This is a genomic window from Streptomyces sp. NPDC008238 (assembly GCF_042956445.1).
Classification (GTDB): Bacteria; Actinomycetota; Actinomycetes; order Streptomycetales; family Streptomycetaceae; genus Actinacidiphila.
Map to the genome: position 1 here is coordinate 275604 of NZ_JBIBGK010000001.1, position 22119 is coordinate 297722.

22 protein-coding genes are annotated in these 22119 nt (G+C 73.7%); 9 read left to right on the forward strand and 13 right to left on the reverse strand.

Going from position 1 to position 22119, the window contains the following annotated elements; genetic code table 11:
- Window positions 1-19: 19 nt before the first annotated feature.
- The 3 genes from ACFZAU_RS01270 to ACFZAU_RS01280 all read right to left on the reverse strand — a co-directional run bounded on the left by ACFZAU_RS01270 (window position 20) and on the right by ACFZAU_RS01280 (window position 3635).
- Entirely contained in the window at window positions 20-1477 is a 1458-nt protein-coding gene (locus ACFZAU_RS01270; RefSeq protein WP_500550522.1) for an ATP-binding protein, read from the reverse strand.
- Window positions 1474-3132, reverse strand: coding sequence for an NAD(P)/FAD-dependent oxidoreductase (locus tag ACFZAU_RS01275; protein WP_500550523.1), 1659 nt, complete (start codon window positions 3130-3132; stop codon window positions 1474-1476). Before ACFZAU_RS01275 ends, ACFZAU_RS01270 begins: the two co-directional genes overlap by 4 nt.
- Before the next feature lie 146 nt (window positions 3133-3278).
- Complete coding sequence (locus ACFZAU_RS01280; RefSeq protein WP_500550524.1) at window positions 3279-3635, reverse strand: DUF427 domain-containing protein; 357 nt, start codon at window positions 3633-3635, stop codon at window positions 3279-3281.
- A 476-nt stretch (window positions 3636-4111) separates the two neighbouring features.
- Between ACFZAU_RS01280 and ACFZAU_RS01285 the strand changes: the two genes are divergently transcribed.
- Window positions 4112-4339: a hypothetical protein gene (locus ACFZAU_RS01285; RefSeq protein ID WP_500550525.1), complete on the forward strand. Its 228-nt coding sequence runs from the start codon at window positions 4112-4114 to the stop codon at window positions 4337-4339.
- Between the two features lie 82 nt (window positions 4340-4421).
- Here the strand turns inward: ACFZAU_RS01285 and ACFZAU_RS01290 are convergent, their stop codons facing one another.
- The 3 genes from ACFZAU_RS01290 to ACFZAU_RS01300 all read right to left on the reverse strand — a co-directional run bounded on the left by ACFZAU_RS01290 (window position 4422) and on the right by ACFZAU_RS01300 (window position 6307).
- Window positions 4422-5282 carry an endo alpha-1,4 polygalactosaminidase gene (locus tag ACFZAU_RS01290; protein WP_500550526.1) on the reverse strand — a complete coding sequence of 287 codons (861 nt, stop codon included), beginning with the start codon at window positions 5280-5282 and terminating at the stop codon, window positions 4422-4424.
- An 87-nt stretch (window positions 5283-5369) separates the two neighbouring features.
- A complete protein-coding gene (locus ACFZAU_RS01295) occupies window positions 5370-5639 on the reverse strand; it encodes a hypothetical protein (RefSeq protein WP_500550527.1) in 270 nt (89 codons plus the stop codon).
- A gap of 95 nt (window positions 5640-5734) precedes the next feature.
- Window positions 5735-6307 carry a TetR family transcriptional regulator gene (locus tag ACFZAU_RS01300; protein ID WP_500550528.1) on the reverse strand — a complete coding sequence of 191 codons (573 nt, stop codon included), beginning with the start codon at window positions 6305-6307 and terminating at the stop codon, window positions 5735-5737.
- 192 nt (window positions 6308-6499) lie between these two features.
- On the opposite strand from ACFZAU_RS01300, the gene ACFZAU_RS01305 reads away from it, so the two are divergent.
- Entirely contained in the window at window positions 6500-7330 is an 831-nt protein-coding gene (locus ACFZAU_RS01305; protein WP_500550529.1) for an oxidoreductase, read from the forward strand.
- Window positions 7331-7384: 54 nt separating this feature from the next.
- Here ACFZAU_RS01305 and ACFZAU_RS01310 read toward each other — a convergent pair whose 3' ends face one another.
- Together ACFZAU_RS01310 and ACFZAU_RS01315 are read right to left on the reverse strand one after the other, a co-directional pair.
- Window positions 7385-7537, reverse strand: coding sequence for an MFS transporter small subunit (locus ACFZAU_RS01310; protein WP_500550530.1), 153 nt, complete (start codon window positions 7535-7537; stop codon window positions 7385-7387).
- Window positions 7534-8925 carry an L-lactate MFS transporter gene (locus ACFZAU_RS01315; RefSeq protein ID WP_499602940.1) on the reverse strand — a complete coding sequence of 464 codons (1392 nt, stop codon included), beginning with the start codon at window positions 8923-8925 and terminating at the stop codon, window positions 7534-7536. The genes ACFZAU_RS01310 and ACFZAU_RS01315 overlap by 4 nt, the downstream gene beginning before the upstream one ends.
- A gap of 318 nt (window positions 8926-9243) precedes the next feature.
- Between ACFZAU_RS01315 and ACFZAU_RS01320 the strand changes: the two genes are divergently transcribed.
- The 3 genes from ACFZAU_RS01320 to ACFZAU_RS01330 all read left to right on the forward strand — a co-directional run bounded on the left by ACFZAU_RS01320 (window position 9244) and on the right by ACFZAU_RS01330 (window position 13500).
- Entirely contained in the window at window positions 9244-10773 is a 1530-nt protein-coding gene (locus ACFZAU_RS01320) for a GMC family oxidoreductase (RefSeq protein WP_500550531.1), read from the forward strand.
- A gap of 84 nt (window positions 10774-10857) precedes the next feature.
- Window positions 10858-12648 carry a SpoIIE family protein phosphatase gene (locus ACFZAU_RS01325; RefSeq protein ID WP_500550532.1) on the forward strand — a complete coding sequence of 597 codons (1791 nt, stop codon included), beginning with the start codon at window positions 10858-10860 and terminating at the stop codon, window positions 12646-12648.
- Window positions 12649-12654: 6 nt separating this feature from the next.
- Window positions 12655-13500: a GNAT family N-acetyltransferase gene (locus ACFZAU_RS01330; RefSeq protein ID WP_500550533.1), complete on the forward strand. Its 846-nt coding sequence runs from the start codon at window positions 12655-12657 to the stop codon at window positions 13498-13500.
- An 87-nt stretch (window positions 13501-13587) separates the two neighbouring features.
- Here ACFZAU_RS01330 and ACFZAU_RS01335 read toward each other — a convergent pair whose 3' ends face one another.
- A complete protein-coding gene (locus ACFZAU_RS01335; RefSeq protein ID WP_500550534.1) occupies window positions 13588-14451 on the reverse strand; it encodes a chitosanase in 864 nt (287 codons plus the stop codon).
- Window positions 14452-14687: 236 nt separating this feature from the next.
- Here ACFZAU_RS01335 and ACFZAU_RS01340 point away from each other — a divergent pair, with 236 nt between their 5' ends.
- Window positions 14688-16841 (forward strand): SpoIIE family protein phosphatase, encoded by a 2154-nt coding sequence (locus tag ACFZAU_RS01340; RefSeq protein ID WP_500550535.1) that lies wholly within the window; start codon window positions 14688-14690, stop codon window positions 16839-16841.
- 82 nt (window positions 16842-16923) lie between these two features.
- Here ACFZAU_RS01340 and ykgO read toward each other — a convergent pair whose 3' ends face one another.
- Entirely contained in the window at window positions 16924-17046 is a 123-nt protein-coding gene (gene ykgO, locus ACFZAU_RS01345; protein WP_018562490.1) for a type B 50S ribosomal protein L36, read from the reverse strand.
- Between the two features lie 115 nt (window positions 17047-17161).
- On the opposite strand from ykgO, the gene ACFZAU_RS01350 reads away from it, so the two are divergent.
- On the forward strand, window positions 17162-17680 hold the full coding sequence (locus ACFZAU_RS01350; RefSeq protein ID WP_500550536.1) for a DUF1003 domain-containing protein: 519 nt from the start codon (window positions 17162-17164) through the stop codon (window positions 17678-17680).
- On the opposite strand, the gene ACFZAU_RS01355 is transcribed toward ACFZAU_RS01350, so the two are convergent.
- Window positions 17675-18040, reverse strand: a complete 366-nt coding sequence (locus ACFZAU_RS01355; RefSeq protein WP_500550537.1) for a hypothetical protein — start codon at window positions 18038-18040, stop codon at window positions 17675-17677. The genes ACFZAU_RS01350 and ACFZAU_RS01355 overlap by 6 nt on opposite strands.
- 21 nt (window positions 18041-18061) lie before the next feature.
- On the reverse strand, window positions 18062-18253 hold the full coding sequence (locus ACFZAU_RS01360; RefSeq protein ID WP_499602927.1) for a hypothetical protein: 192 nt from the start codon (window positions 18251-18253) through the stop codon (window positions 18062-18064).
- A gap of 208 nt (window positions 18254-18461) precedes the next feature.
- Here ACFZAU_RS01360 and ACFZAU_RS01365 point away from each other — a divergent pair, with 208 nt between their 5' ends.
- On the forward strand, window positions 18462-20228 hold the full coding sequence (locus ACFZAU_RS01365; RefSeq protein WP_500550538.1) for an ABC transporter ATP-binding protein: 1767 nt from the start codon (window positions 18462-18464) through the stop codon (window positions 20226-20228).
- 139 nt (window positions 20229-20367) lie between these two features.
- On the opposite strand, the gene ACFZAU_RS01370 is transcribed toward ACFZAU_RS01365, so the two are convergent.
- A complete protein-coding gene (locus ACFZAU_RS01370; protein WP_499602924.1) occupies window positions 20368-20601 on the reverse strand; it encodes a hypothetical protein in 234 nt (77 codons plus the stop codon).
- Between the two features lie 287 nt (window positions 20602-20888).
- On the opposite strand from ACFZAU_RS01370, the gene ACFZAU_RS01375 reads away from it, so the two are divergent.
- On the forward strand, window positions 20889-22088 hold the full coding sequence (locus ACFZAU_RS01375) for a PP2C family protein-serine/threonine phosphatase (protein WP_500550539.1): 1200 nt from the start codon (window positions 20889-20891) through the stop codon (window positions 22086-22088).
- The last annotated feature ends 31 nt before the right edge of the window (window positions 22089-22119 follow it).

Below are 22119 nucleotides of genomic sequence, written 5' to 3' on the forward strand. Positions count from 1 at the left end.
CCGCCGGCCGGGCGGGGGCTCAGCCCGTCCGTTCCGCGTCCCCCGGCTCCATCGCGGGCTGGGCGACCGGGAGGCACACGGTGAAGCGCGTGTCGCCCGGGCTCGACTCGACGCGGATGTCGCCGTGGTGCTTGTTGACCACGATGCGGTACGAGATGTCCAGGCCCAGCCCCGTGCCCTCGCCGACCGGCTTGGTGGTGAAGAACGGCTCGAAGATCCGCGGCCGGATCTCCGGGGAGATGCCGGGACCGGTGTCGCCCACCTCCACCACCAGGCGGTCGGGCCCGTCCCAGGCGCTGCGCAACGTCAGGGTGCCCGAACCGTCCATGGCGTCGAGGGCGTTGACGACGAGGTTGGTCCACACCTGGTTGAGTTCGGCGCCGTACGCCTGGATCTGCGGCAGGCTGCGGTCGTACTCCTTGACGACCCGCACCCCGCCGGGGATCTTCGCCTGGAGCATGGTGAGCGTGGCGTCGAGCAGCGCGTGCACGTCCACGGTCTGCTGCGGGGCCCGGTCGAGCTGCGAGTACTGCTTCGCGGCGCCCACCAGTCCGGAGATCCGGGTGACGGCGTCGTCGATCTCGCCCATGAGCAGTTCGGTGTCGAGGGTGTAGGTGAGCCAGCGGATCGCCGCCTCCAGCCGTTCCTCGCCGACCGCGTCGACCACCGAGTCCAGCCACTCGGTGTCCACGCCGCCCGCGACGAGCGTCGAGGCCAGTTCCCAGGACCCGTTGACCCCGTGGTCCTCCAGCCAGTCCGTCAGCTCGTCCTCGGCGTCGGACGCCTCCAGCGCCGACCGCTCCGGCGCCGACGCCATGCGCTTGATCGCCGCGTCCTGCAGTTCGACCAGCTCGTGCAGCTGACGGGTGTCCAGCCGGCCGTCGGCGATCATCGCCAGCTTGTGCCGCATGCCGGCCACCCGGTCGCGCAGCGCCGAGGTGGCCCGCACCGCGGCGGCGGCCGGGTTGTTCAGCTCGTGGGTCAGCCCGGCGGAGAGCGAGCCCAGCGCCAGCAGCCGTTCGCGCTCCCCGATGATCGTGTTCTGCTTGCGGTAGCCGAAGAACAACCCCTCCAGCAGGTGCACCGCCATCGGGAACCAGCGGCGCATCGCACCGGCGAACTCGTCGGCCGGGACCACGAAGAACTCGCAGTCGGTGACCGCCCGCAGCGAGTTGGGGTACGTCTGCTCCACCCGGTCCCCGAGGTACGCCTGCGTCGCCCCGGCGTACACGCCGCGCTGGTCGGTGCGGTTGACCTCCACCACGTCGCCGTGGACCAGCCGGCCCAGTGACACGGTGCCGCTCAGCAGCACGTAGAAGCAGGTCGCCGGATCGCCCTCGGCGTAGACGGGGTCGTTCGCCGCGACCCGCTCCACCCGGCCCTGTTCGCCCAGCCAGTCCAGTTCCTTCTCGCCGAGCGACTCGAACAGGAACAGGGTCCGCAGCTGCTCCGGCCCGAGCCGGTCCGTCGTGGTCACTGCGCCTCCAGGTAACGGTGCACCAGGGATACGGCCATCGCGCCCTCGCCGACCGCGGAGGCCACCCGCTTGACCGACTCCGCCCGCACGTCGCCGGCGGCGAAGACGCCGGGCACGCTGGCCTCCAGGTGGTACGGGTCGCGGGGGAGCGGCCAGCCCGCCGGGCGCCTGCCGCCCGTGATGAGGTCGGGGCCGGTGACGACGAAGCCGCGCCGGTCCCGCTCGATGACGCCCTCCAGCCAGTCCGTGCGGGGCTCGGCGCCGATGAAGACGAACAGGAACGAGGCGTCCACGGTGGTCACGTCGCCGGTCTTGGCGTCCCGCAGCATCAGCTGTTCCAGGTGGTCGCCGCCCTTGCCGCCGACGACCTCGGTGCAGGGGCTGACCTGGATGTTGTCGATGGCCGCGATCTGGTCGATCAGGTACTGCGACATCGAGCGGTGCAGGTCCGCGCCGCGGATCAGCAGGTGCACCCGGCACGCGTTGCGGGAGAAGTAGACCGCCGCCTGCCCCGCCGAGTTGGCCCCGCCGACGATGTAGACCTCCTGGCCCGCGCAGTTCATGGCCTCGGTCATCGCCGAACCGTAGAAGACGCCTGCGCCCGTGAACTCCGCCAGGCCCGGCGCCTCCAGCCGCCGGTAGGCGACGCCGGTCGCCAGCACCACCGTGTGCGCCGCGATGGAGGAGCCGTCGCCGAAGGACAGCACGCGTCCGGTGCCCGCGGCCTCCAGCGCGACCACCTCGCGGGTGCTGAGGATCTCCGCCCCGAACTTGGTCGCCTGGCGGCGGGCGCGGTCGGTCAGCTGGGCGCCGGAGACGCCGTCCGGGAAGCCGAGGTAGTTCTCGATGCGGCTGCTCTGCCCCGCCTGGCCGCCGGTCGCCCTGCGCTCCACGAGCACCGTGCGCAGGCCCTCGGACGCGCCGTACACCGCCGCACCGAGCCCCGCGGGGCCGCCGCCGACCACCACCAGGTCGTAGAAGTCGGAGGCCGGTACGGTGCTCAGCCCCACGTGGGCGGCGAGCTCGGCCTCGGTGGGACGCACCAGCGTCGTCCCGTCGTCGGTCACGACCAGCGGCACGTCGGCGGGGGTCAGCCCGGCCGCGGCCAGCAGCTGCGCGGCCTCGGGCTCCTCCGCGGGCAGCCAGCGGTAGGGCACCAGGTTGCGGGTGAGGAAGTCGCGGACCTTGAACGAGGGCGCCGACCAGCGGTGGCCGACCACGCGCGTCTCGGACGCCGTCGGGTCCGGCGTGGCCATCCACACGTCGAGCAGGGTGTCGATCACCGGGTAGAGGTTCTCCTCCGGCGGGCTCCACGGCTTCAGCAGGTAGTGGTCGAGGTCGATGATGTTGATCGCGTCGATGGCCGCGCTGGTGTCGGCGTACGCCGTGAGCAGCACGCGGCGGGCGAGCGGGAAGAGGTCCATCGCCGCCTCGAGGAACTCCACCCCGTTCATCTTCGGCATGCGGTAGTCGGCGAGCATCACCGCGAGTTGCTCCCCTCGCAGCTTGATCTCCCGCAGCGCGCTCAGGGCCTCGTCCCCCGAGGTGGCGCGGACCACCCGGTAGCGGTCGCCGTACCTGCGGCGAATGTCCCGGGCCACGGCCCGGGAGACTGCGGGATCGTCGTCGACGGTCAGGATCGTCGGATTCGCCATGTGACCATCATTGCTCCCCGGCGGCCGTCGCGCGCAGCAAACCGAACAGTCGTGCTTCAAGTGCCGCACGGGACACGGGCACATGCCCCGGCGCCGGTCCGGGAGGGCGGTGACGGACGGTGCGGCGGCGCGCACCGTCCGTCCGGTCAGGCGTCCTCGGCCGAGACGTCCGCCACCGTGTCGTAGAAGGAGAGGTGGCCGGTGATCTCCGGCACCGACGCGAGCGGCTCCTCGTAGGCCCAGGCGACGTCGTTGTGGTCGCCGTACGACCAGTAGGAGGCGACGCCCTTGTAGGGGCAGACGGTGTTGGTGTCGCTGCCGCGGAAGAGCGCGAGGTCCACGTCCTGCGGGGGTATGTAGTAGCGCACCGGCAGGCCGGTCTCGCGGACCAGTACCGGCCGCCGGGTCTCGGCCACCACCTTGCCGTCGATCGTGACGGTCACGTGCTGCGTGCCGGGTACCGCGTCGACGCGGTGACCGCGGCGGCTGTCCGTGGGGGGCATGGGCTTCCCTTCCTCGGGTCCGTCGGGATCCGGTGCAACGGCGACGGTGCCGCCGCACATTCCCCGGGTGCGGGCGGGTTCCCCCGCATGCACGCATCTGCGTGACTCCGGCGGCGGTCCCCCGTTGGGCCTTCAAGATCACTGTGAAGGAGGACCGCCCGATGAGCACCCGCCGTCACCAGAAGGGCCGCAAGCACCGCACGGTCAATCGCACGCCGAGGCCCGTCGCACCCGTCCCCACCGGCACGGCGGACGCCACGGCCACCCCACCGGCCCCGTCCGCCCCGGCCACCCCGTCCCGCACCGCGGCAGCCGCTCCCGCTTCCGTTCCCGCCCCGGCCGCGCCCCCGGTCACGTCCACGGTCCCGTCGCCCGCCCCCGCCCCCGCCCCGGCCCCGGCTCCGTCCGCGCCTACGCCTACGTCCACGGTCCCGGCTCCGGCCGCCGCCCCGGATCCGTCACCCGCCCTGCCCGCCGTGCCGTCTCCCGCCGAGCCCCGTCCCGAGGAGTCCGGCCTCGCCCGTACGGCGCTCAAGACCCTCCAGCAGCTTCGCGCGGCGGGCAGCGACGGGACGACCATCGACGCCCTGAGCGCCAGCGTGGGCTACCAGCCGGCCACCATCGCACGGCACATCGACAGCCTCGCCGCTCACCACCTGGTCCACCAGCGGGACGGCCGCTGGTACGCGGTGACGACCTCGTGACCCCCGGGCGTGGCGGCCGGCCCGCGGCGTGCCGGGTGCCCCCGGGCGCCGGCCGAGTCCGATCGCCGTCCGCCACGCCCGCTCAGCAGGTGCGGAAGACGTGGCCCGGTTCCCCGGCGGGGGCGACGTCGCGGTCGCGGAGCACGACGGCGAGGCGGTCACCCCAGCGGCGGCAGGTCGCCGCGAATTCCGCGGCGTCGTAGGCCACGACGAGGACGCGGTCGTCGTACGCGGCCGCGTACCGGCCGCACTCGCCGTACGCCCCGCACTCCTCCGCGACCGCGAAGTCGAAGCCGACGCCGGCCCGGTGGGGGAGGAGTTCGGTGGTGTTCTTCTGCGCGAACGCCAGCCCCGCCGCGTGGGCGCGCGCGGCGAGCAGCCGGGCGAACGCGGCGTTGTCGGCGGGCGTGAGCAGGCCGCCGGAGCGCTCGAAGGAGTCGAGGTTGTCCGGCTCGACGGCGTCGAACCCGCGCCGCGCGCAGTCCTCGATCCACCCGCCGACGATCCCGGCCAGGGCCGCCCGCCTGGCGGCCGTCGAGGTGTCCAGCAGGGCCTCGTCCCACTCGTCGTCCATGACGAGGTCACCGTCCGCGTCGCGCAGCAGCAGCTCCGGGCCCCGGTCGCGCCACCGGGACAACTCGCCGGGCTGGGCCTGGAAGGCGTTGACGTAGCACACGGAGTAGACGCCCGGGGCGGGCCGGTCCGCGCGGTCGCGGGAGACCACGCGCACGCCGTCGGGCGGCGGGTAGCCGCCGCCGATCTGGTAGTCGAAGGACGCCCCGGCCCGCGGCGGCACCACGCGCGGGGCGGCCGAGGACCCCGCGCCGGAGGACGTCCCGCCCGGGCCGCACCCCGTCGTCAGCGCAAGGGCCGCCACGACGGCGAGGACTGCGAGGACGGCGGCCACGGCACGCGGCACCGGCGACGGCTTTGCGAGGGGCACACGCGCTCCTGGGCGGCGGGGGCCGGACGGGGACCACCATCCTCCCGTCCGGTCCCGTGCCGCCCTCGACCGGGTCCGCGCCGCGGGTCACATGAGGCCGCCGGTGCCGCTCCAGTGGGTGCCGGTGAGCCACAGCAGCGCGACGAGGGTGTCGATCGCGCCCAGGACGACGGCGATCAGCGGGAGCACCGGCTTGGCGCCCCGGAAGGTGGGGCCCATGGCGAGCCAGCCGCACACCACCGCGGCCGGGCCGAGGACGATGCCGAGGACGAAGAATCCGGCGACGGCGCAGACCAGGCCGACGACGCCCAGGGTCTCGGGGCTCGCGCCGGTACGCGTACGGCTGCTGTGGGGCATGGTTCCTTCCTCCGTGGTCGGTGCCCGCTCCGCGGTACGGAACGCGCGGTCCGCTACGTGGTCCGGATACCCCCGTCCGGCGCGCTCACCACCCGTCAGCCCGCCGGGCGGCCGCGGGTGGTGAACCCGGGGAGGAAGAGTGTGAGCCAGCGTGCCCGCGCGGCCTGGTCCCGGTCCGTGGGGGCGGTGCCGAGCAGCAGGAAGAAGTCGTCGACGGTCACGTCGGGGTGGAGGTCGCCGTCGGTCTGGGCGGCGGCGACCAGCCGGCCCATCGCCGCGCCGCCGCGCTCCTCGTAGGGGCGGGCCCGGTCGGTGGCGCCGAGGTCCTGGGCGGCGGCCTTCACGGCCCGGTCCTCGGCGGCGGCCTCGACGATGCGGTGGACGAGCGCGGTGATCTCCTCCAGCGCCCCCGCCCCTTCGGCCACGCGGGCCGCGGCGGCCTCCACCTCGGCGGCCATGCGCTCGGTGTGCTCGGCGATCACGGCGCCGACGAGGTCGGTCTTGGTGGGGAAGTGGCGGTACAGGGTGCCCACGGCGACACCGGCGGCCTCGGCGATGGTGTCCATGGGCGCGTCCGGCCCAAGGAGGGTGATCTGCTCGCGTGCCGCGGCCAGGATCCGCGCCCGGTTGCGGACGGCGTCGGCACGCAGTGGTCGGGCCTGGGTCATCGGTTCCTCCTGCCGGTCGCCAACCAATGTGAATGATAATTCAGCATCTATCGTGAGCGATGGTTCACATTTCCCCGCGCAGCGGCCGGCGGGGCTTGCAGGAACATGAACCCGGGTTCATGATGAGTGAACATGAGCCATGGTTCATGTTCGACCGGCTCGTTCCCCCGCACCCACACGAAGGATCACCCCATGTCATCCAAGGTCGCCCTCGTCACCGGCGCCTCCTCCGGCATCGGCGAGGCCGCCGCCCTCCGGCTGCGCGCCCTCGGCTTCACCGTCCACGGCGCCGCCCGCCGCGTCGACCGCATGACCGGACTCGCCGAACAGGGCGTGCGCTTCCTGGCGATGGACGTCACCGACGAGGAGTCGCTGCGGGCCGGGGTCGAACGGGTCGTCGCGGAGTCCGGGTCCGTCGACGTCCTGGTCAACAACGCCGGCTACGGCTCCTACGGCGCGGTCGAGGACGTGCCGCTCGACGAGGCCAGGCGCCAGTTCGAGGTGAACGTCTTCGGCGCGGCCCGGCTGACCCAGTTGGTGCTGCCCCACATGCGCGCGGCGGGCGGCGGCCGCGTCATCAACGTCTCGTCCATGGGCGGCAAGATCTCCACCCCGTTCGGCGCCTGGTACCACGCCACCAAGTTCGCGCTGGAGGGTTTCAGCGACAGCCTGCGCATGGAGCTCGCGCCCTTCGGCATCGACGTCGTCGTCATCGAACCGGGCGGCATCCGCACCGAATGGAGCGGCATCGCCGCCGACCGGCTCCGCGCGGTCTCCGAGCGGGGCGCGTACGCGGAGCGGGCCATGGCGATGGCCGGGACGCTCGCCTCCGAGTCCACCGCACGGCGCAGTTCGCCGCCCTCGGTCATCGCCGACACCATCGCCAGGGCCGCCACGGCCCGCCGCCCGAGGACCCGTTACGCCACGGGGTTCGCGGCCAGGCCGATGATCGCCGCCCGAAGGGTCCTGCCCGACCGCGCCTTCGACGCCCTCATCCGCCGCGCCAGCGGGGTCGCCGCATGACGGGGCCGCCCCGTCCGAGGGGACGGGGCGGCCCGCGGCGGATGCCGGCAGAGGTCAGCCGGTGAACAACTGCTTGAGCTTCAGGATGAGTTCGTACACGCCGTAGGCGAAGGGCGCGCCGACCCACAGCCAGGCGACGGCCATCAGCGGCACCCGGTTGTTCCCGGCGGGCGCCTCGGCGGGGGATACGGGGTTCGGGGCGGTCATCGGACGGCTCCTTCCGTCTCGGGTCCGGTCGTGGCCTTGTCCCCGGCGGACGGGCCGTCATGGTGCCGCGGATGGACGGGGCGTACGAGCTCGTTGGCGACGAAGCCGATCACCAGCAGCACCATCATGATGACGAAGGACGTGGAGTAGAGGTCGGGTCCCGTCCGGCCGGCCGACTTCTCGTGGTCGGCGATCGCGTTCACGATCAGCGGCCCGAGTACGCCCGCGGTCGACCAGGCGGTCAGCAGCCGCCCGTGGATGGCGCCCACCTCGTACGTCCCGAACAGGTCCTTGAGGTAGGCGGGCACGGTGGAGAACCCGCCGCCGTAGAAGGACAGGATGACGGCGGCGGCGACGATGAACAGCGGCTTGGAGTCGTCGCCGAGCAGCGCGATCAGCAGGTACAGCAGCGCCCCGGCGCCGAGGTAGAGGCGGTAGATGTTCTTCCGCCCGACCAGGTCGGAGGTGGAGGACCAGGTGATGCGGCCGAGCATGTTGCCGAGCGAGAGCAGGCCGACGAAACCGGCCGCGGCGGTGGCCGTCACCGGGGTGGAGGTCTCGGCGAAGAAGTCGGTGATCATCGGCGCGGCCTTCTCCAGGATGCCGATGCCCGCCGTCACGTTCATGCAGAGCACCACCCACAGGCACCAGAACTGCGGGGTGCGCAGCGCGTTGCGCGCGGACACCTGCGCGTTGGTGACGAGCGGGCGCGCGACCGTGGCCGACGGGTTCCAGCCGGAGGGCCGCCAGTCGTCCGCGGGGACCCGGACCAGCAGCACGCCGAAGGTCATGAAGACCGCGTAGACCAGGCCCATCACCAGGAAGGTCTGGCCGATGCCGGAGGAGTCGGCGCCGAAGGAGGAGAGCAGTTCCGTCGACCAGGGCGACGCGATCAGCGCGCCGCCGCCGAAGCCCATGATGGCGATGCCGGTGGCGAGTCCGGGCCGGTCGGGGAACCACTTGATGAGCGTGGAGACCGGCGAGATGTAGCCGATGCCGAGGCCTATGCCGCCGACGAGGCCGTAACCGAGCACGATCAGCCAGTACTGGCGCGTGGCGGCGCCGAGGGCCGAGATGAGGAAGCCGGAGGAGAAGCAGATCGCCGACACGCACATGGCCCAGCGCGGCCCGTTGCGCTCGACGAGCGTGCCGCCGAACGCGGCCGACAGCCCGAGCATGACGATCGCGAGCTGGAACGGCAGCGCGGACTGGGTGCCGCTCAGCCCGAGCGAGGACTCCAGCGGCGGCTTGAACACGCTCCAGGCGTACGCCTGCCCGATGGCGAGGTGGATGGAGAGCGCGGCCGGCGGTACCAGCCAGCGGCTCCAGCCCGGCGGTGCGACGGTGCGGGCACGGGTGAGGACGTCCGGTACGCCCATTGACGCCATGGCGAGTACCTCCGTGAGGGGACATGATCCCGTGGACCGTACAACTTTCATTCATCGCTGGGTAGGGCGTTCGGCGATGAACTCGCCGGAGCGGTGGGCCAGTCCGGCTCCGTGCGGCATTCGTCCGCGCCTGTCCGCTCGCGCGCGGCCCGGCGTGCGGAGGTACGGCGTACGGATTCCGGTTCGCCCATATCGATCCGTAATGGAGGCGATAACGACCAATCTGTTCGATTAGGGGTGGTCGGGGTTATCGTGTCCGGTGTTAGCCGACCTGGGCTATCACCGGAAACGCCGGTCGCGGCCGGTCAGAGGTGATCCATGCATGCGATGACGGACAGCTACGACTTCGTGGTCGTCGGCGGCGGTACCGCGGGCAGTGTGCTCGCGGCGCGCCTCTCCGAGCCGGACGGCGCACGCGTGCTCCTGCTGGAGGCGGGGGAGGACCGGCCCCCGGCCGCGGCGGCGACGCCGCCCGCCTGGCCGTCGCTGCTGGGGACACCCGCGAACTGGGGCGACACCACCGTCCGGCAGTCGGCGACGGGCACCACCACACCGCTCGCGCGCGGCCGTGGCCTGGGCGGCGGGTCCACCATCAACGCGATGACGTTCGTGCGCGGCCACCACTCCGGCTACGACGCGTGGACCGCCGGCGGTGCCAAGGGCTGGGGCTACGACGACCTGCTCCCGTACTTCAAGCGCAGCGAGAACGCCCCCGGGCGGGACCCGGTGCTCCGCGGCGTCGGCGGCCCCCTGACCGTGGGGCCGGCCAGCCCGCCCCACCCCGTCGTGGCCGCGCTCCTCACGGCGGCGACGCAGACCGGGTACCGGCGGGCGTCCGACATCGCCGCCGGCGTGGAGGAGGGCTTCGGCTGGAGCGACCTCAACATCGTCGGCGGGCGTCGGCAGAGTGCCGCCGACGCCTACCTCACCCCCGCCCGGCACCGCCCCAACCTCACCGTGGTGACCGGCGCCCTGGTCCACCGGGTGCTGCTGCGCGACGGAAGGTGCGTCGGGGTGGAGTACGGGCGGGCCGGCAGTACGGGCACCGCCCGGGTCGGCTGCCACGGCGAGGTCGTGCTCACCGCCGGCACCATCGGCACGGCGCAACTGCTGATGCTCTCCGGCGTCGGCCCCGCGGCGCACCTGCGGGACACGGGCATCGACGTCGCCCTCCACTTGCCGGGGGTCGGCGCGAACCTGCAGGACCACCCGCTGACCGACATCGTCCACCGCGCGGCCCGGCCCGTCCCGCCCGGGATCAACAACCACGGCGAGGCCCTCGGCCTGGTGCGCAGCCGGCTCGGCATCTGCCACCCCGACGTGCAGGTGCTCCTGGTCGACGCCCCGGGGCGCCACCCGGCCGCGGCCGGCGTGCCGGACGGCCAGGGGTACCGGATCGCGGTCTCCCCGATGCGGCCGCACAGCCGCGGCACCGTCCGGCTCGCGAACGCGGAACCCGGCGCCCTGCCGCTGGTGGACCCCGACTACTTCGGCGACGACCGCGACCTGAGCACGATGGTGGAAGCGCTCTTCCTGGCACGGGAGATCGGCCAGGCGCGGGCCCTCGACGGCTGGCGCGCCCACGAGGTCCTGCCCGGCCCCGACGTGAAGGACGACGCCGGCCTGCGGGCTTACGCGCGTGGCGCCCTGGCCTCGTACATGCACCCCGTCGGCACCTGCCGGATCGGCACCGACGACCTGGCCGTCGTCGACACGGACCTGAGGGTCCACGGTGTCGACGCCCTGCGGGTCGCCGACGCCTCCGTGATGCCCACCATCCCCTCGGGCAACATCGCCGCCACGGTCTACGCGGTCGCGGAACGCGCGGCGGACCTCCTCAAGCGCTGACCCTCCCGGCCCGGCTCCGGCCCCCACCGGCCGGACCGGGCCCCGGCACACCCCCCCACAGCCCAGACGAAGGACCTACGTGACATGGCATCACCCGCACCGATCGACCTGGCCGGCCTGCTCCAGCGGGCGGTGGGCGTCACCGGGGCCGCGCTGGGATCCCCCCTCGCCCCCTCGGCGATCGGCCTCGCCCTGTGGGGCACCGACCTGCGGTGCACCTGGGTCAACGACTCGCTGGAGGGCCACGACGGCATCCCGAGGGAACGGCGGCTGGGACACCGCCCCGAGGCGGCGCTGCCGGCCGGGGCCCGCGGGCTGGAGGCGGTGATGCGCCAGGTGCTGGCGACCGGCGCCCCCGTGACCGGGCGCGAGTACGCCGTGCCGGCGGTGGACGGCGTCCGCCCCGACGAGGCGTACTCCGCCTCCTGCATCCGCCTGGAGGACGCCGAGGGCCGGCCGATGGGCGTGTGCCTGGTCGTCCTCCGGATCACGCGGCAGGGCCGCCCCGGCGACCGCCTCGCGCTGCTCGGCGAGGCCGGTGCCCGTATCGGCACCACGCTGGACGTCATGCGCACCGCGCAGGAACTGGCCGCGTTCAGCGTCTCCTGCCTCGCCGACTTCGTCACCGTCGACCTCGCCGACACCCTGCGCCTCGGTGAGGAACCGCTGTCCCGGCTCGGCCCGGACGGCGACTACGTCCCGGTGTTCCGCCGGGCGGGACTGTCCTCCGTCCACGAGGGCGCGCCCGAGGCGGTCTCGCAGGTCGGCGACGTGGTGTACGTGCCGTCCTCCTCGCCCCTCACGCGTGTGCTGTCCTCCGGCCGCGCCTTGCTCGAGCCCGTGCTGGACACCGCCTCCCCGTGGCTCACCCGCGACCCGGCACGGGCCCGGAAGATCGACTGGTTCGGGCTGCACTCGCTGATGATCGTGCCGATCAGGGCCCGCGGCGTCGTGCTGGGCGTGGTGCTGTTCCTGCGCTCCGGCGACCCGCGGCCGTTCGACGAGGAGGACCTGCTGTTCGCCGAGGAACTGGTCGCCAGGGCCGCGCTGAGCCTGGACAACGCGCGCCGCTACACCCACGAACGCGCCACCGCCCTCGCCCTCCAGCGGGGCCTGCTCCCGCGCCGCCTGTGCGGCGGCCCCTGCCTGGACGTGGTCTCCCGCTTCCTCCCGGCGGAGCTCGAGGACGGGGTGGGCGGCGACTGGTACGACGTGATCCCGCTGCCGCGGGACCGGGTGGCCCTGGTCGTCGGCGACGTCGTCGGGCACGGCATCGACGCCGCGGCGACGATGGGCCGGCTCCGTACGGCGGTGCGGACGCTCGCCGACCTCGACCTGCCGCCGGAACAGCTCCTCGCCCACCTCGACCAGACGATCATCCGCCTCGCCGAGGAGGAGGGCGACGGCCTCCACGTACCGTCGGTGAGCGCCACCTGCCTGTACGCCGTCTACGACCCCGCCAGCCGGCGCTGCACCATGGCCAGGGCCGGGCACCCGCCGCCCGCCGTCCGCGACCCCGGCGGCGGCGTCACCTTCCTGGACCTGCCCAACGGCACCCCGCTCGGCCTCGGGATGCCCCCGTACCAGGCCGCCGAGGTGGAGCTGCCCGAGGGCAGCCTCATCGCCCTCTACACCGACGGGCTCATCGAGGACCGCCGGCACGGCTTCGACACCGGGATGGAGCGCGTGCGCCGCGCCCTCGACCGGCCCGGGCTCCACTTGGACGACCTGTGCTCGGCGGTGCTCGGCACCCTGCCCAGCGCGACGCCGCCCGACGACGTCACCCTCCTCATCGCCCGCACCCGAGCCGCCTCCCCGGCGTCCTCGCGTCCCCGGTGCGCGGCGCCGTCCCCCGGCAACCGATCCCCGAGGTAGCTCCCCATGACCGCCTTCCACGTCTCCTCCGCGGGCGCCGAGGACATCAGCCGGCTCTCCGACTGGGCCGACGACGAGGGATGGAACCCCGGCAGGTCCGACGGACAGGCCTTCTTCCCCGCCGATCCGGCCGGTTTCCTGTTCGGGAGGCTCGACGGCGAGCCCGTCGCCTCGGTCTCCGCGGTGCGCTACGGGACGGACTTCGGCTTCGTCGGCCTCTACATCGCCCGGCCGCCCTTCCGCGGCCGCGGCTACGGGATCCGGGTCTGGCGCGCCGGGCTCGCGCACCTCGCCGGGCGCAACGTCGGCCTCGACGGGGTCGTCGCGCAGCAGGAGAACTACCGCAAGGCCGGGTTCAGCACGGCGTGGCGGAACATCCGCTACCAGGGGACGCCGTCCGGCGGGGTCATGCCCGGCGGCGTCGCGCTGATCGACGCGAGGAGCGTCCGGTTCGGCGAACTGGCCCGCTACGACCGGCGGTTCTTCCCCGCCGCGCGCGACGCCTTCCTCGCCTCCTGGATCACCCTCCCGGACCGCACGGCGCTCGCGGCCGTCGCCGACGGACGGCTGCAGGGCCTGGGGGTGCTGCGGGCCGCCCGCGGGCCGTCCCGCGTGGGCCCGCTCTACGCCTCGTCCGGGAAGGTCGCCCTCGCGCTCCTCATGGGGCTGTCCCGGACGGCGCCGGGGGAGCCCCTGGTGATCGACGTCCCCGAGCCCAACGAGGCCGCCGTGCGCCTGGTGGAACACCTGGGCCTGACGCCCTCGTTCGAGGCCGCGCGCATGTACACGGGCCCGGTCCCCGACGTCGACCTGGCGGGCATGTACGGCGTCACCAGCCTGGAACTCGGTTAGGCGTGTCAGCCCGGACGCCTCGCCCGGCACCGCTCCGGGCGGCCCCCCGGGTGGGGGAGGCCGCCCGGAATGGCGGGCGCGGGGACGTCACTGGTTGATGGTGTAACTGTCCCCGTAGACCTTCCACTTGAGCGGAGGGTTGAGGTCGAGGTTGCCGTTGTTGAGGAAGACGCGCTGCTCCGTGTCGACGCGGGTGGTGTCGCTGTGCGCCTCCTCGGTCTTCATCGCCGCCTTGCGCGCGTCGAGGAAGGCGTTGATGTACGCCGTCTCGTCGCCGCCCTGGGCGGGGCTCTTGGCCTTGGACAGGGCGGTCCTGCGGATGCCGCCGAAGCTGACCTTGTCCTCGCCGGGGCCGTGCATCACGATCGCGTCGTAGTACGCGAACTGGCCCAGCGCGCGCAGCCCGTCGGCCTTGGCCTGCCGGACGGCGGGGTCGAAGTAGACGCGGTCGCGCTCGTCGTTCTGCGCCTGCTGGAACGCCGTGTCCGCGGCGGCGCTGCGCCAGGCGCTCTCGAAGCCGGAGCCGAGCCCGCTGTGCGAGTCGGTCCCGTTGACCCGGCGCAGCGCCGGCAGGTAGCGGGCGAGCGGGTTGCCGGGCTTGCGGTCGGTGTACAGCTCGACGAGTTCGAGCATGTCGCCGGTGCCGGAGCAGAAGCCGATGATGCCCGCGGTGTAGCCGCGGCCGTCACCGATGTCCTCGATGTACTTGTACTGGGCCTTCCAGTCCAGCGAGGAGTTCTCGGCGCTGGACACCAGCTGCATCGCGATGTCCTTCTTGTGCGGGTCGTCGAGCCCGACGCCGGCAGCCGCGGCGGCCGGCCGGCCCGGTGCCGCCGAGGCGAGCGTCCCGATGCCGGCGGTCAGGGCGCCGGCGGTCAGCGCCGCGGTCGCGTAGAGGACGACGCGCCGGCGCGGGAGGGTGCGTGCATGACGCTGTGGGGGGATCTGCACGGTGACTCCGTTCGGTTAGAAGTTAGGAAACCTTCCTAACAGCGCCACATTGAAGCACCGCGCCGGTCGAACGCCAAGGGGTTCGAACAAAAACGCCTCATGCCATCTGGCCGAAGAATCAAGGGAGTTGGCTTTACCCACCGACCGGCCGGGCGCGACCGCCCGGAACCGCGCGTCCCCCGCATGCGCGGTCCGCGGCGCGGATGCAGTCTGGACGGGAAGAGGCGGAGGAGGTGATGCCCGTGCCGGACGGGTCCCCTCCCGCACCGTCCCGCCCCGGCACCGGGATGCGGACGGACGAAGGCCTGCTGGCCCCCGCGCTGTTCGCGATGATGGACGGCGTACGGGCGCACGCGGGCGGCGTCTACCTGCTCGCGCCCGGCGAGCCGGTCCTGGAGATGGCCGTGATGGCGGGCCTGCCCCGGGCGTTCGCCGCACCCTGGGAACGGGTGGGCCTGGGCGCCCCGATCCCCGTGGCGGAGGCACTGCGCGAACGCCGGCTGGTCTGGGTCGGCGGCGAGGAGGAGATGGCGCGCCGCTACCCGCGGATCTCCCTCGTCCTGCCGTACCCGTTCACCCTCGCGGCGCTCCCCGTCGCGACCCCCGGCGCCGCCTTCGGCTCGGTGTTCGTCACCTGGCCCGGCGCCCATCCGCCCGAGCTGTCCGACTGGGAACGCGACCGCCTGGTCACCGGCTGGGACCGGCTCGCCCGCTGCCTGGAGCAGGAGACCGCCGCGGGCCGGCCGGTCCGCCGCGGCCGGGACGTGACGATCGGTCCCCCGGTCGCCGGGGTGTCCTCGGCGGTCGAGGCCGTGCGCATGGTGGGCCGGCTGCCGGACGGGTTGTGCTCGCTCGACCTCGACGGACGGGTCACCTACGCCAACGGGGCGGCGTCCCGGAAACTGGGCGTACCCGTGCGCAAGCTGCTCGGGCACCCGCTGTGGCGGACGCTGCCCTGGCTCGAGGACCCCGTGCACCAGGAGCGCCACCGCGCGGCGCTGATCAGCAGGCAGCCCACCTCGTTCACGGCGCTGCGACCGCCGGGCGACCGGCTCACCTTCCAGCTCCATCCCAGCAGCAACGGCGTGAGCGTGCGGATCTCGACGGCCCGCGGCCCGGCGGAGCAGCCCCCGGTGCCCGGTGAGCCGAGCGGTGCGGCGCGGCCCGCGGTCGGCCTGGTGGCCATCTCCCACCTCGTGAACCTGTCGGGGGCGCTCACGGAGGCCGTCGGCGTGCAGGACGTGATCGACCTGGTGGCCGAGGAGATCATGCCCGCGGTCGGCAGCCGGGTGGTGGCCGTGGTCGCCCCGGAGGCGGGGCGGATGCGGGTGCTCGGCCACCGCGGCTACCACGATCCGGCGATCGTCGACCGCTACGACGGCATGGCGATGTCCCTGCCGACGCCCGCCGCCCAGGTGCTGGCCAGCGGCGCGCCGGCGTTCCTGGAGTCCGAGCGGGAGATGCGCGAGCACTTCCCCGACCGCCCTCCGGTCCGGGACGGCATGGCGGCGTGGGCCTACCTCCCGCTGATCGCCTCCGGCCGCCCCGTCGGCACCTGCGTGCTCGGGTACCCGCGGCCGCACCGCTTCGGGGCCGACGAGCGGGCGCTGCTCACCAGCCTCGGCGGCCTGATCGCCCAGGCCCTGGAGCGGGCCCGGCTCTACGACGCCAAGCACCGGCTGGCCCACGGCCTGCAGTCCGCGCTGCTGCCCAGGAGCCTGCCGGAGCTGCCCGGCCTCGAGGCGGCCGCACGGTACCTCGCGGGCACCGAGGGGATGGACATCGGCGGCGACTTCTACGACCTGCTGCGCGTGGGGGACCGCCCGGCCGCCGTGATCGGCGACGTGCAGGGCCACAACGTCACCGCGGCCGGCCTGATGGGCCAGGTGCGCACTGCGGTCCGGGCGTACTCCGCCGTCGGCCAGTCCCCGGGCCAGGTGATGGAGTGCACCAACCGGCTGCTGCTCGACCTGGACGTGGACCTCCTCGCCAGCTGCCTCTACCTGCACCTCGACCCCGACGGGGAGCGGGCGATGGCGGCGGGCGCGGGCCACCCGCTGCCCCTGCTGCGGGAGCCGGACGGCCGGGTGCGGGCGCTCGACCTCGCCCAGGGACCCCTGCTGGGCATCGACGCCGAGGCGGTCTACCGCACGGTCGAGTTCCCCTTCCCGCCGGGCTCGGTGCTCATGCTCTACACCGACGGGCTCGTCGAGTGCCCGGGAACGGACGTCGACGACGAGCTCGCCGGCCTCGCGGACCACCTCCGCACGGCCGGCGGGCTGCCGCTGGACCGGGTCGCCGACGGCGTGCTCGCCCTCACCGCCGAACGCAGGCGGCGCACCGACGACATCGCGCTGTTGCTGCTGCGCTCCCTCACCGGGCAGCGGTGACCCGGACGGCGACGGGCGCCGCGCGCCGTCCGGGGGGACGGCGCGCGGCGCCCGTGGTGTTCCGGGGCTCGGCCCGCTGAGGTCAGCCCTGGCGGGCCTTGAAGCGGGGGTCCCTCTTGTTGATCACGTACACACGACCGCGACGGCGGACGATCTGCGAGCCGGGGGCGTTCTTGAGGGAACGCAGCGAGGCACGTACCTTCACCGGTCGCCTCCTTTCGGGCGGTTCTTGATCCGCCCATGCCAACGCAGGGAGGGTGCGGTTTCTTCCCGGCTTCCCGGTGCCGTCGCCGTGGCGGGCCGAAAGCAGAATGAGGGGCATGAGTTCCCCCGCCGACGGCACCGCCGTCCCCACGCCGCCGTGCCCGGTCGTCCGCTCCCCGCACGAGCGGGTCCTCTTCGCCCGCGGGAGGGGTGCCCAGGACCGGGTCGCGGACGTGATCACCGCCTTCGCCGGCTCGATGGCCTTCGTCTACGTCCACATCGTCTGGTTCACGGTCTGGATCCTGCTGAACCAGGGGCTCGCCGGGCCGGGCGGGGTCTTCGACCCCTACCCCTTCGGGCTGCTCACCATGATCGTCAGCCTGGAGGCGATCTTCCTCTCCACCTTCGTCATGGTCAGTCAGAACCGGCAGGCCGCCCGGGACAACATCCGCGCCGACCTCGCCTTCGAGACCAACGTGCGCTCCGAGGTCTGGACCGCGCACATAGGCCAGGCCCTCGGCCTCGACCCCGAGGAGGTCGAGCGGAACGTCCAGCGGCTCGTCGCCGAGAGCCGGGCCCGCATGGGTGTCACCTCCCCGGCGGCCACGCCGGACGCGGTGCCGCCCGCGTCATGAGCGGCCCTCGTCCCGGTCCGCGCCGGCGGGGTCGGCGCCGCCCACCGGCCCGGGGCCGGTGAAGTCGGGGCTGGAGTATCCCGGCCCTTCGAAGCCGGGCGATTCGAAACCGGGGGACTCGAAGCCCGGCGACTCGAAGCCGGGGGACTCGAAGCCGGGCGACTCGAACCCCGGCTCCGTGATGCCCGCGACCTCCGGCTGCGGGACCTCGTACTCCGGGATCCGCGGGGGCGGCGGAACCGCTGCGCCGTCCCCGGTGTCCGGACCGGGGACGTCGGCGGACGTGGAGAACCCCGGACTGGTGAAGCCCGGACGGCGCGCGGGCCCGACCCCGGACCCCGTGTCTCGACGGTGCGTCATGTCCGTTCCCTCCCCGAGGGCTCAGCGCCCCCGCCGGCGGTACCCCGACCAGCGGCCGCCCGCGCCCGAGCCGACCCCGCCGAGGTGGGCGGCCAGCAGTGTCAGCCCGACCAGCAGCAGGCTCGTCGGGGTGAACACGTCCTCCGTCGCCGTCCCGGTGGCGTTGATGACGAACGCGACCGCGAACACGACGGCCGCAACGATGGCCAGCATCGGCCCTCCCAGTGGTCCGGGGGCGCGCCCTCGCGCCGCCCCTTCACCCACCGTGTGCCCCGGGAGCGGCCACCCAGTCGGCCGGGACCGGTCAGCGGGCCCCGCGCGGTGTCCGTGGGAGCGCTCACGGCCTAGGATTCCGCGGTGACCGGACGATGAGCCAGCGCCGTCTCATCACCCCGCGCCCTCGTGCCCCCGGAGTCCCCGCATGGCGTCGCCGCACGGCCCGCTCGACCACCGTTACCGCGGTGAGCACCCGATCCGCACCCTCGCCTACCTCTTCCGCCACGACCGCGGCCGACTGGCCCTGGCGGTGCTGGCGTTCATGGTCAAGCACACCCCGATCTGGCTGACACCGCTGGTCACCGCGCAGGTCATCGACGTCATCGTGCAGCACCGTCCGCTGTCGGGCATGCTGCTCGGCACCGGTGTGCTGCTGCTGATGCTGCTCCTCAACTACCCCTTCCACCTGCTGTACGTGCGCTGCTGGTACGGCAGCGCCCGCCGTACCGGCACCCGGCTGCGCTCCGCGCTCTGCCAGCGCATGCAGCAGCTCTCCATCGGCTACCACACGAAGGTCAACTCCGCCGTCCTGCAGACCAAGGTCATCCGTGACGTCGAGGCCATCGAGCAGGCGGTCCAGCAGACCGGCGACATGGGCCTGTCCGCGCTCGCCACGCTGCTGGGCGCGCTGGTGGTGATCGCCGTGCAGGCGCCGTCCTTCCTGCCGGTCTTCCTGGTCGTGGTGCCCGCGACGTCCGCGCTGGTGATGTGGTTGCGGGGACGGTTGCGCGAGTCCAACGAATCGTTCCGCCAGGAGGTGGAGCAACTCTCCTCCCGGGTCACCGAGATGACCACGCTCATCCCCATCACCCGCGCCCACGGCCTGGAGTCCGCCGCGCTGCGCCGGGTCGACGGCACGCTCAGCCAGGTGCTCACCGCGGGGCTGCGCCTGGACCGGCTCAACGGCCGCTTCGGCTCCCTCGCCTGGATCGTCCTCAACGTCCTCGGCGTCTGCTGCCTGCTCGGTTCCGCGCTCGCCGCCTACCACGGCTGGCTCGGTGTCACTCCCGGCGACGTCGTCATGCTGACCACCTACTTCTCCGCCCTGACCGCCGCCGTGACCACCCTGCTCAGCCTCACCCCCGTGGTGAGCAAGGGGCTGGAGTCGGTGCGCTCGGTCGGCGAGGTGCTGCAGGCGCCCGACCTGGAACAGAACGCGGGCAAGGCGGAGGTGGCCGCCGTGCGCGGGCGGGTGGACTTCCAGGGCGTCGGCTTCACCTACGACGACGCCGCCGGCCACTCGGTGCGCGACTTCTCGCTCTCCGTCCGCCCGGGCGAGACCGTCGCGCTGGTGGGCGCCTCGGGCGCCGGGAAGTCGACCGTCCTCAACCTCGTCATCGGCTTCCTGCGCCCCACCGAGGGCCGGATCCTGCTGGACGGGGCCGACATGGAGGACCTGGACCTGCGCAGCTACCGCCGTTTCGTGTCCGTGGTGCCCCAGGAGTCCATCCTCTTCGAGGGCACCATCCGGGAGAACGTCGCCTACGGCATGCCGGGCGTCCCCGAGGAGGCGGTGCGGGAGGCCCTGCGGGCCGCCAACGCCCTGGAGTTCGTGGAGCGGCTGCCGGCCGGCCTCGGCACGGTCGTCGGGGAGCGGGGCGCCCGGCTGTCCGGCGGGCAGAAGCAGCGACTGGCCATCGCCCGGGCGCTGATCCGCGACCCGCGCGTACTGGTCCTGGACGAGGCGACCTCCGCCCTCGACTCCCGCTCCGAGGCCCTCGTCCAGCAGGCGCTGGAGCGCCTGGTGCGCAACCGCACCGTCTTCGTGGTGGCCCACCGGCTGTCCACCATCCGGAACGCGGACCGCATCGTCGTCATGGAGGACGGGAGGATCACGGAGGTCGGCGCGCACGATCAACTGCTGCGCTCCGGCGGCCCGTACGCCGCACTGCGCAGCGCCCAGACCGCCTGACGACCGGACCGCCTGACGACCGGACGCCTGACGACCGGGACCGCCCTACGGCCCGGCCGACGGCGGGTGCGCACGCGCCGGTGGCGCCCTCCGTGCGGACGGAGGGCGCCACCGGGGTTCCGCGGGGCCGGGCCGCGGGTCAGCGGCGGTGGTGGTTGACGACGTGGTGGTGACGGTGCAGGCGGTGACCGTGCCAGCGGTGGTGGTGACGCTTGCCGTGGTGGCTGTGGTGACCGCGGCCGTGGTCGCCGTGCGTGGCGTGCGTGCCGTGGCCGCCGAAGGACTCCGGCGTGACGGCACCGGCGCCCGCCGCACCGCCCAGGACGACGGCCACGGCCACACCGACCGCGGCAACGAAACGGGAAACGCGCATGGATCGACTCCTGTCTCCGCGGGTGCCGTGGGCACCCGTGACGGGTGGGACACGAGAAGCCTCGGGCCTCGGCGTGCCCGTCGAGGTGCGGCGCGCCCGTTTTGGCACTCGATTTGCTGGAAAATGACGTTCTGCGGAACCGGCGGCTGTAGGCGATCCGGGGAGGCCCGTGCGTGCCGGTCCCCCGTGGAGCCGCAGGTCAGGGGCGGTGCGATGTTTCGGGCGTGGCGCCCGGGGCAGGGGACCCCACGTTCCGGCCCCGCCATGGGGCGGCGCACCGACAGGCGATGGTGGCGTTGGACGACACCGGCTTCGGCACCCTGCTCAGCGGGCTCCTGCAACGCTCGCACGAGGTCGCCCCGGAGGACTGGGGCGCCACCCTCGCACGTGCCGCGCACCAGGTGGGCCTGGACGACGTCACGGTCCTGCTCGCCGACGTCCAGCAGGCCCGGCTCGTGCCCCTGCCCGGCGAGCCGGGCTCCGGAGCCCGCCGCGCCGTGGCCGTCGACGGCACGCCGGCGGGCGCCGCCTACCGGACGGTCTCGCTGCGCCTGAGCGAGCGGGACGACCGGATCACGATGTGGCTCCCCCTCGTCGACGGAGTGGAGCGGGTCGGCGTCATGGAGGTCACCGCCCACCGGATCGACCCCGAACTGCTCTCCCGCTGCCGGGCGCTCGCCGACGTCACGACCCTGGCGCTGGTCTCGAAGTCGGGGTTCAGCGACGACCTGCTGCGGCTCGTCCGCAGCCGTCCCATGACCACCGCCGCGGAGCTCGTGTGGGCGTTCCTGCCGCCGCGGACCCTCGGGACGGGAGAGGTGACCTCCAGCGCCGTGCTGGAACCCGCGTACGAGATCGGCGGCGACGCCTTCGACCACAGCCTCCACGACGACCACCTGCACCTGACCGTCCTCGACGCGATGGGCCACGACCTCGCCTCGGGGCTCACCGCGGCCGTCGCGCTCGCCGGCTGCCGCGCGGCCCGGCGGGCCGGCGCCGACCTGGGCGAGATCGTCAGGACCGTGGACGAGACGCTCGCCGAGTGGATCCCGGACCGGCTCGCCACCGCGGTCTTCGCCGATCTCGACGTTCGCAGCGGCCAGTTCGCCTGGGTGAACTGCGGGCACCCGACGCCCCGGCTGATCCGTGCCCGGCACGTCGTCACCGGTGCCCTGGAACGCGAGGCGGAGCTGCCCCTCGGCCTCGGCCCCGACTACGGCGGCCGGCCGCGCACCGTCCACTCCACGCGCCTGGAGCCCGGTGACCGCGTCCTCGTCCACACCGACGGCGTCACCGAGTCCCGCGCCGAGGGCGGCGACGACTTCGGCGAGCGGCGCCTCACCGACTACGTCGTGCACGCCACCGCGCTCGGCGACCCCGCGCCGGAAGTCCTGCGGCGACTCGTCCACGCCGTCCTGGCACACCGGCACGGCCGCCTCGACGACGACGCCACCGTGTTGCTGGCCGAGTGGCACCCCACCCGCTGATCCCGCGTGCCCGGGCGGTTTCCGCCGCGCC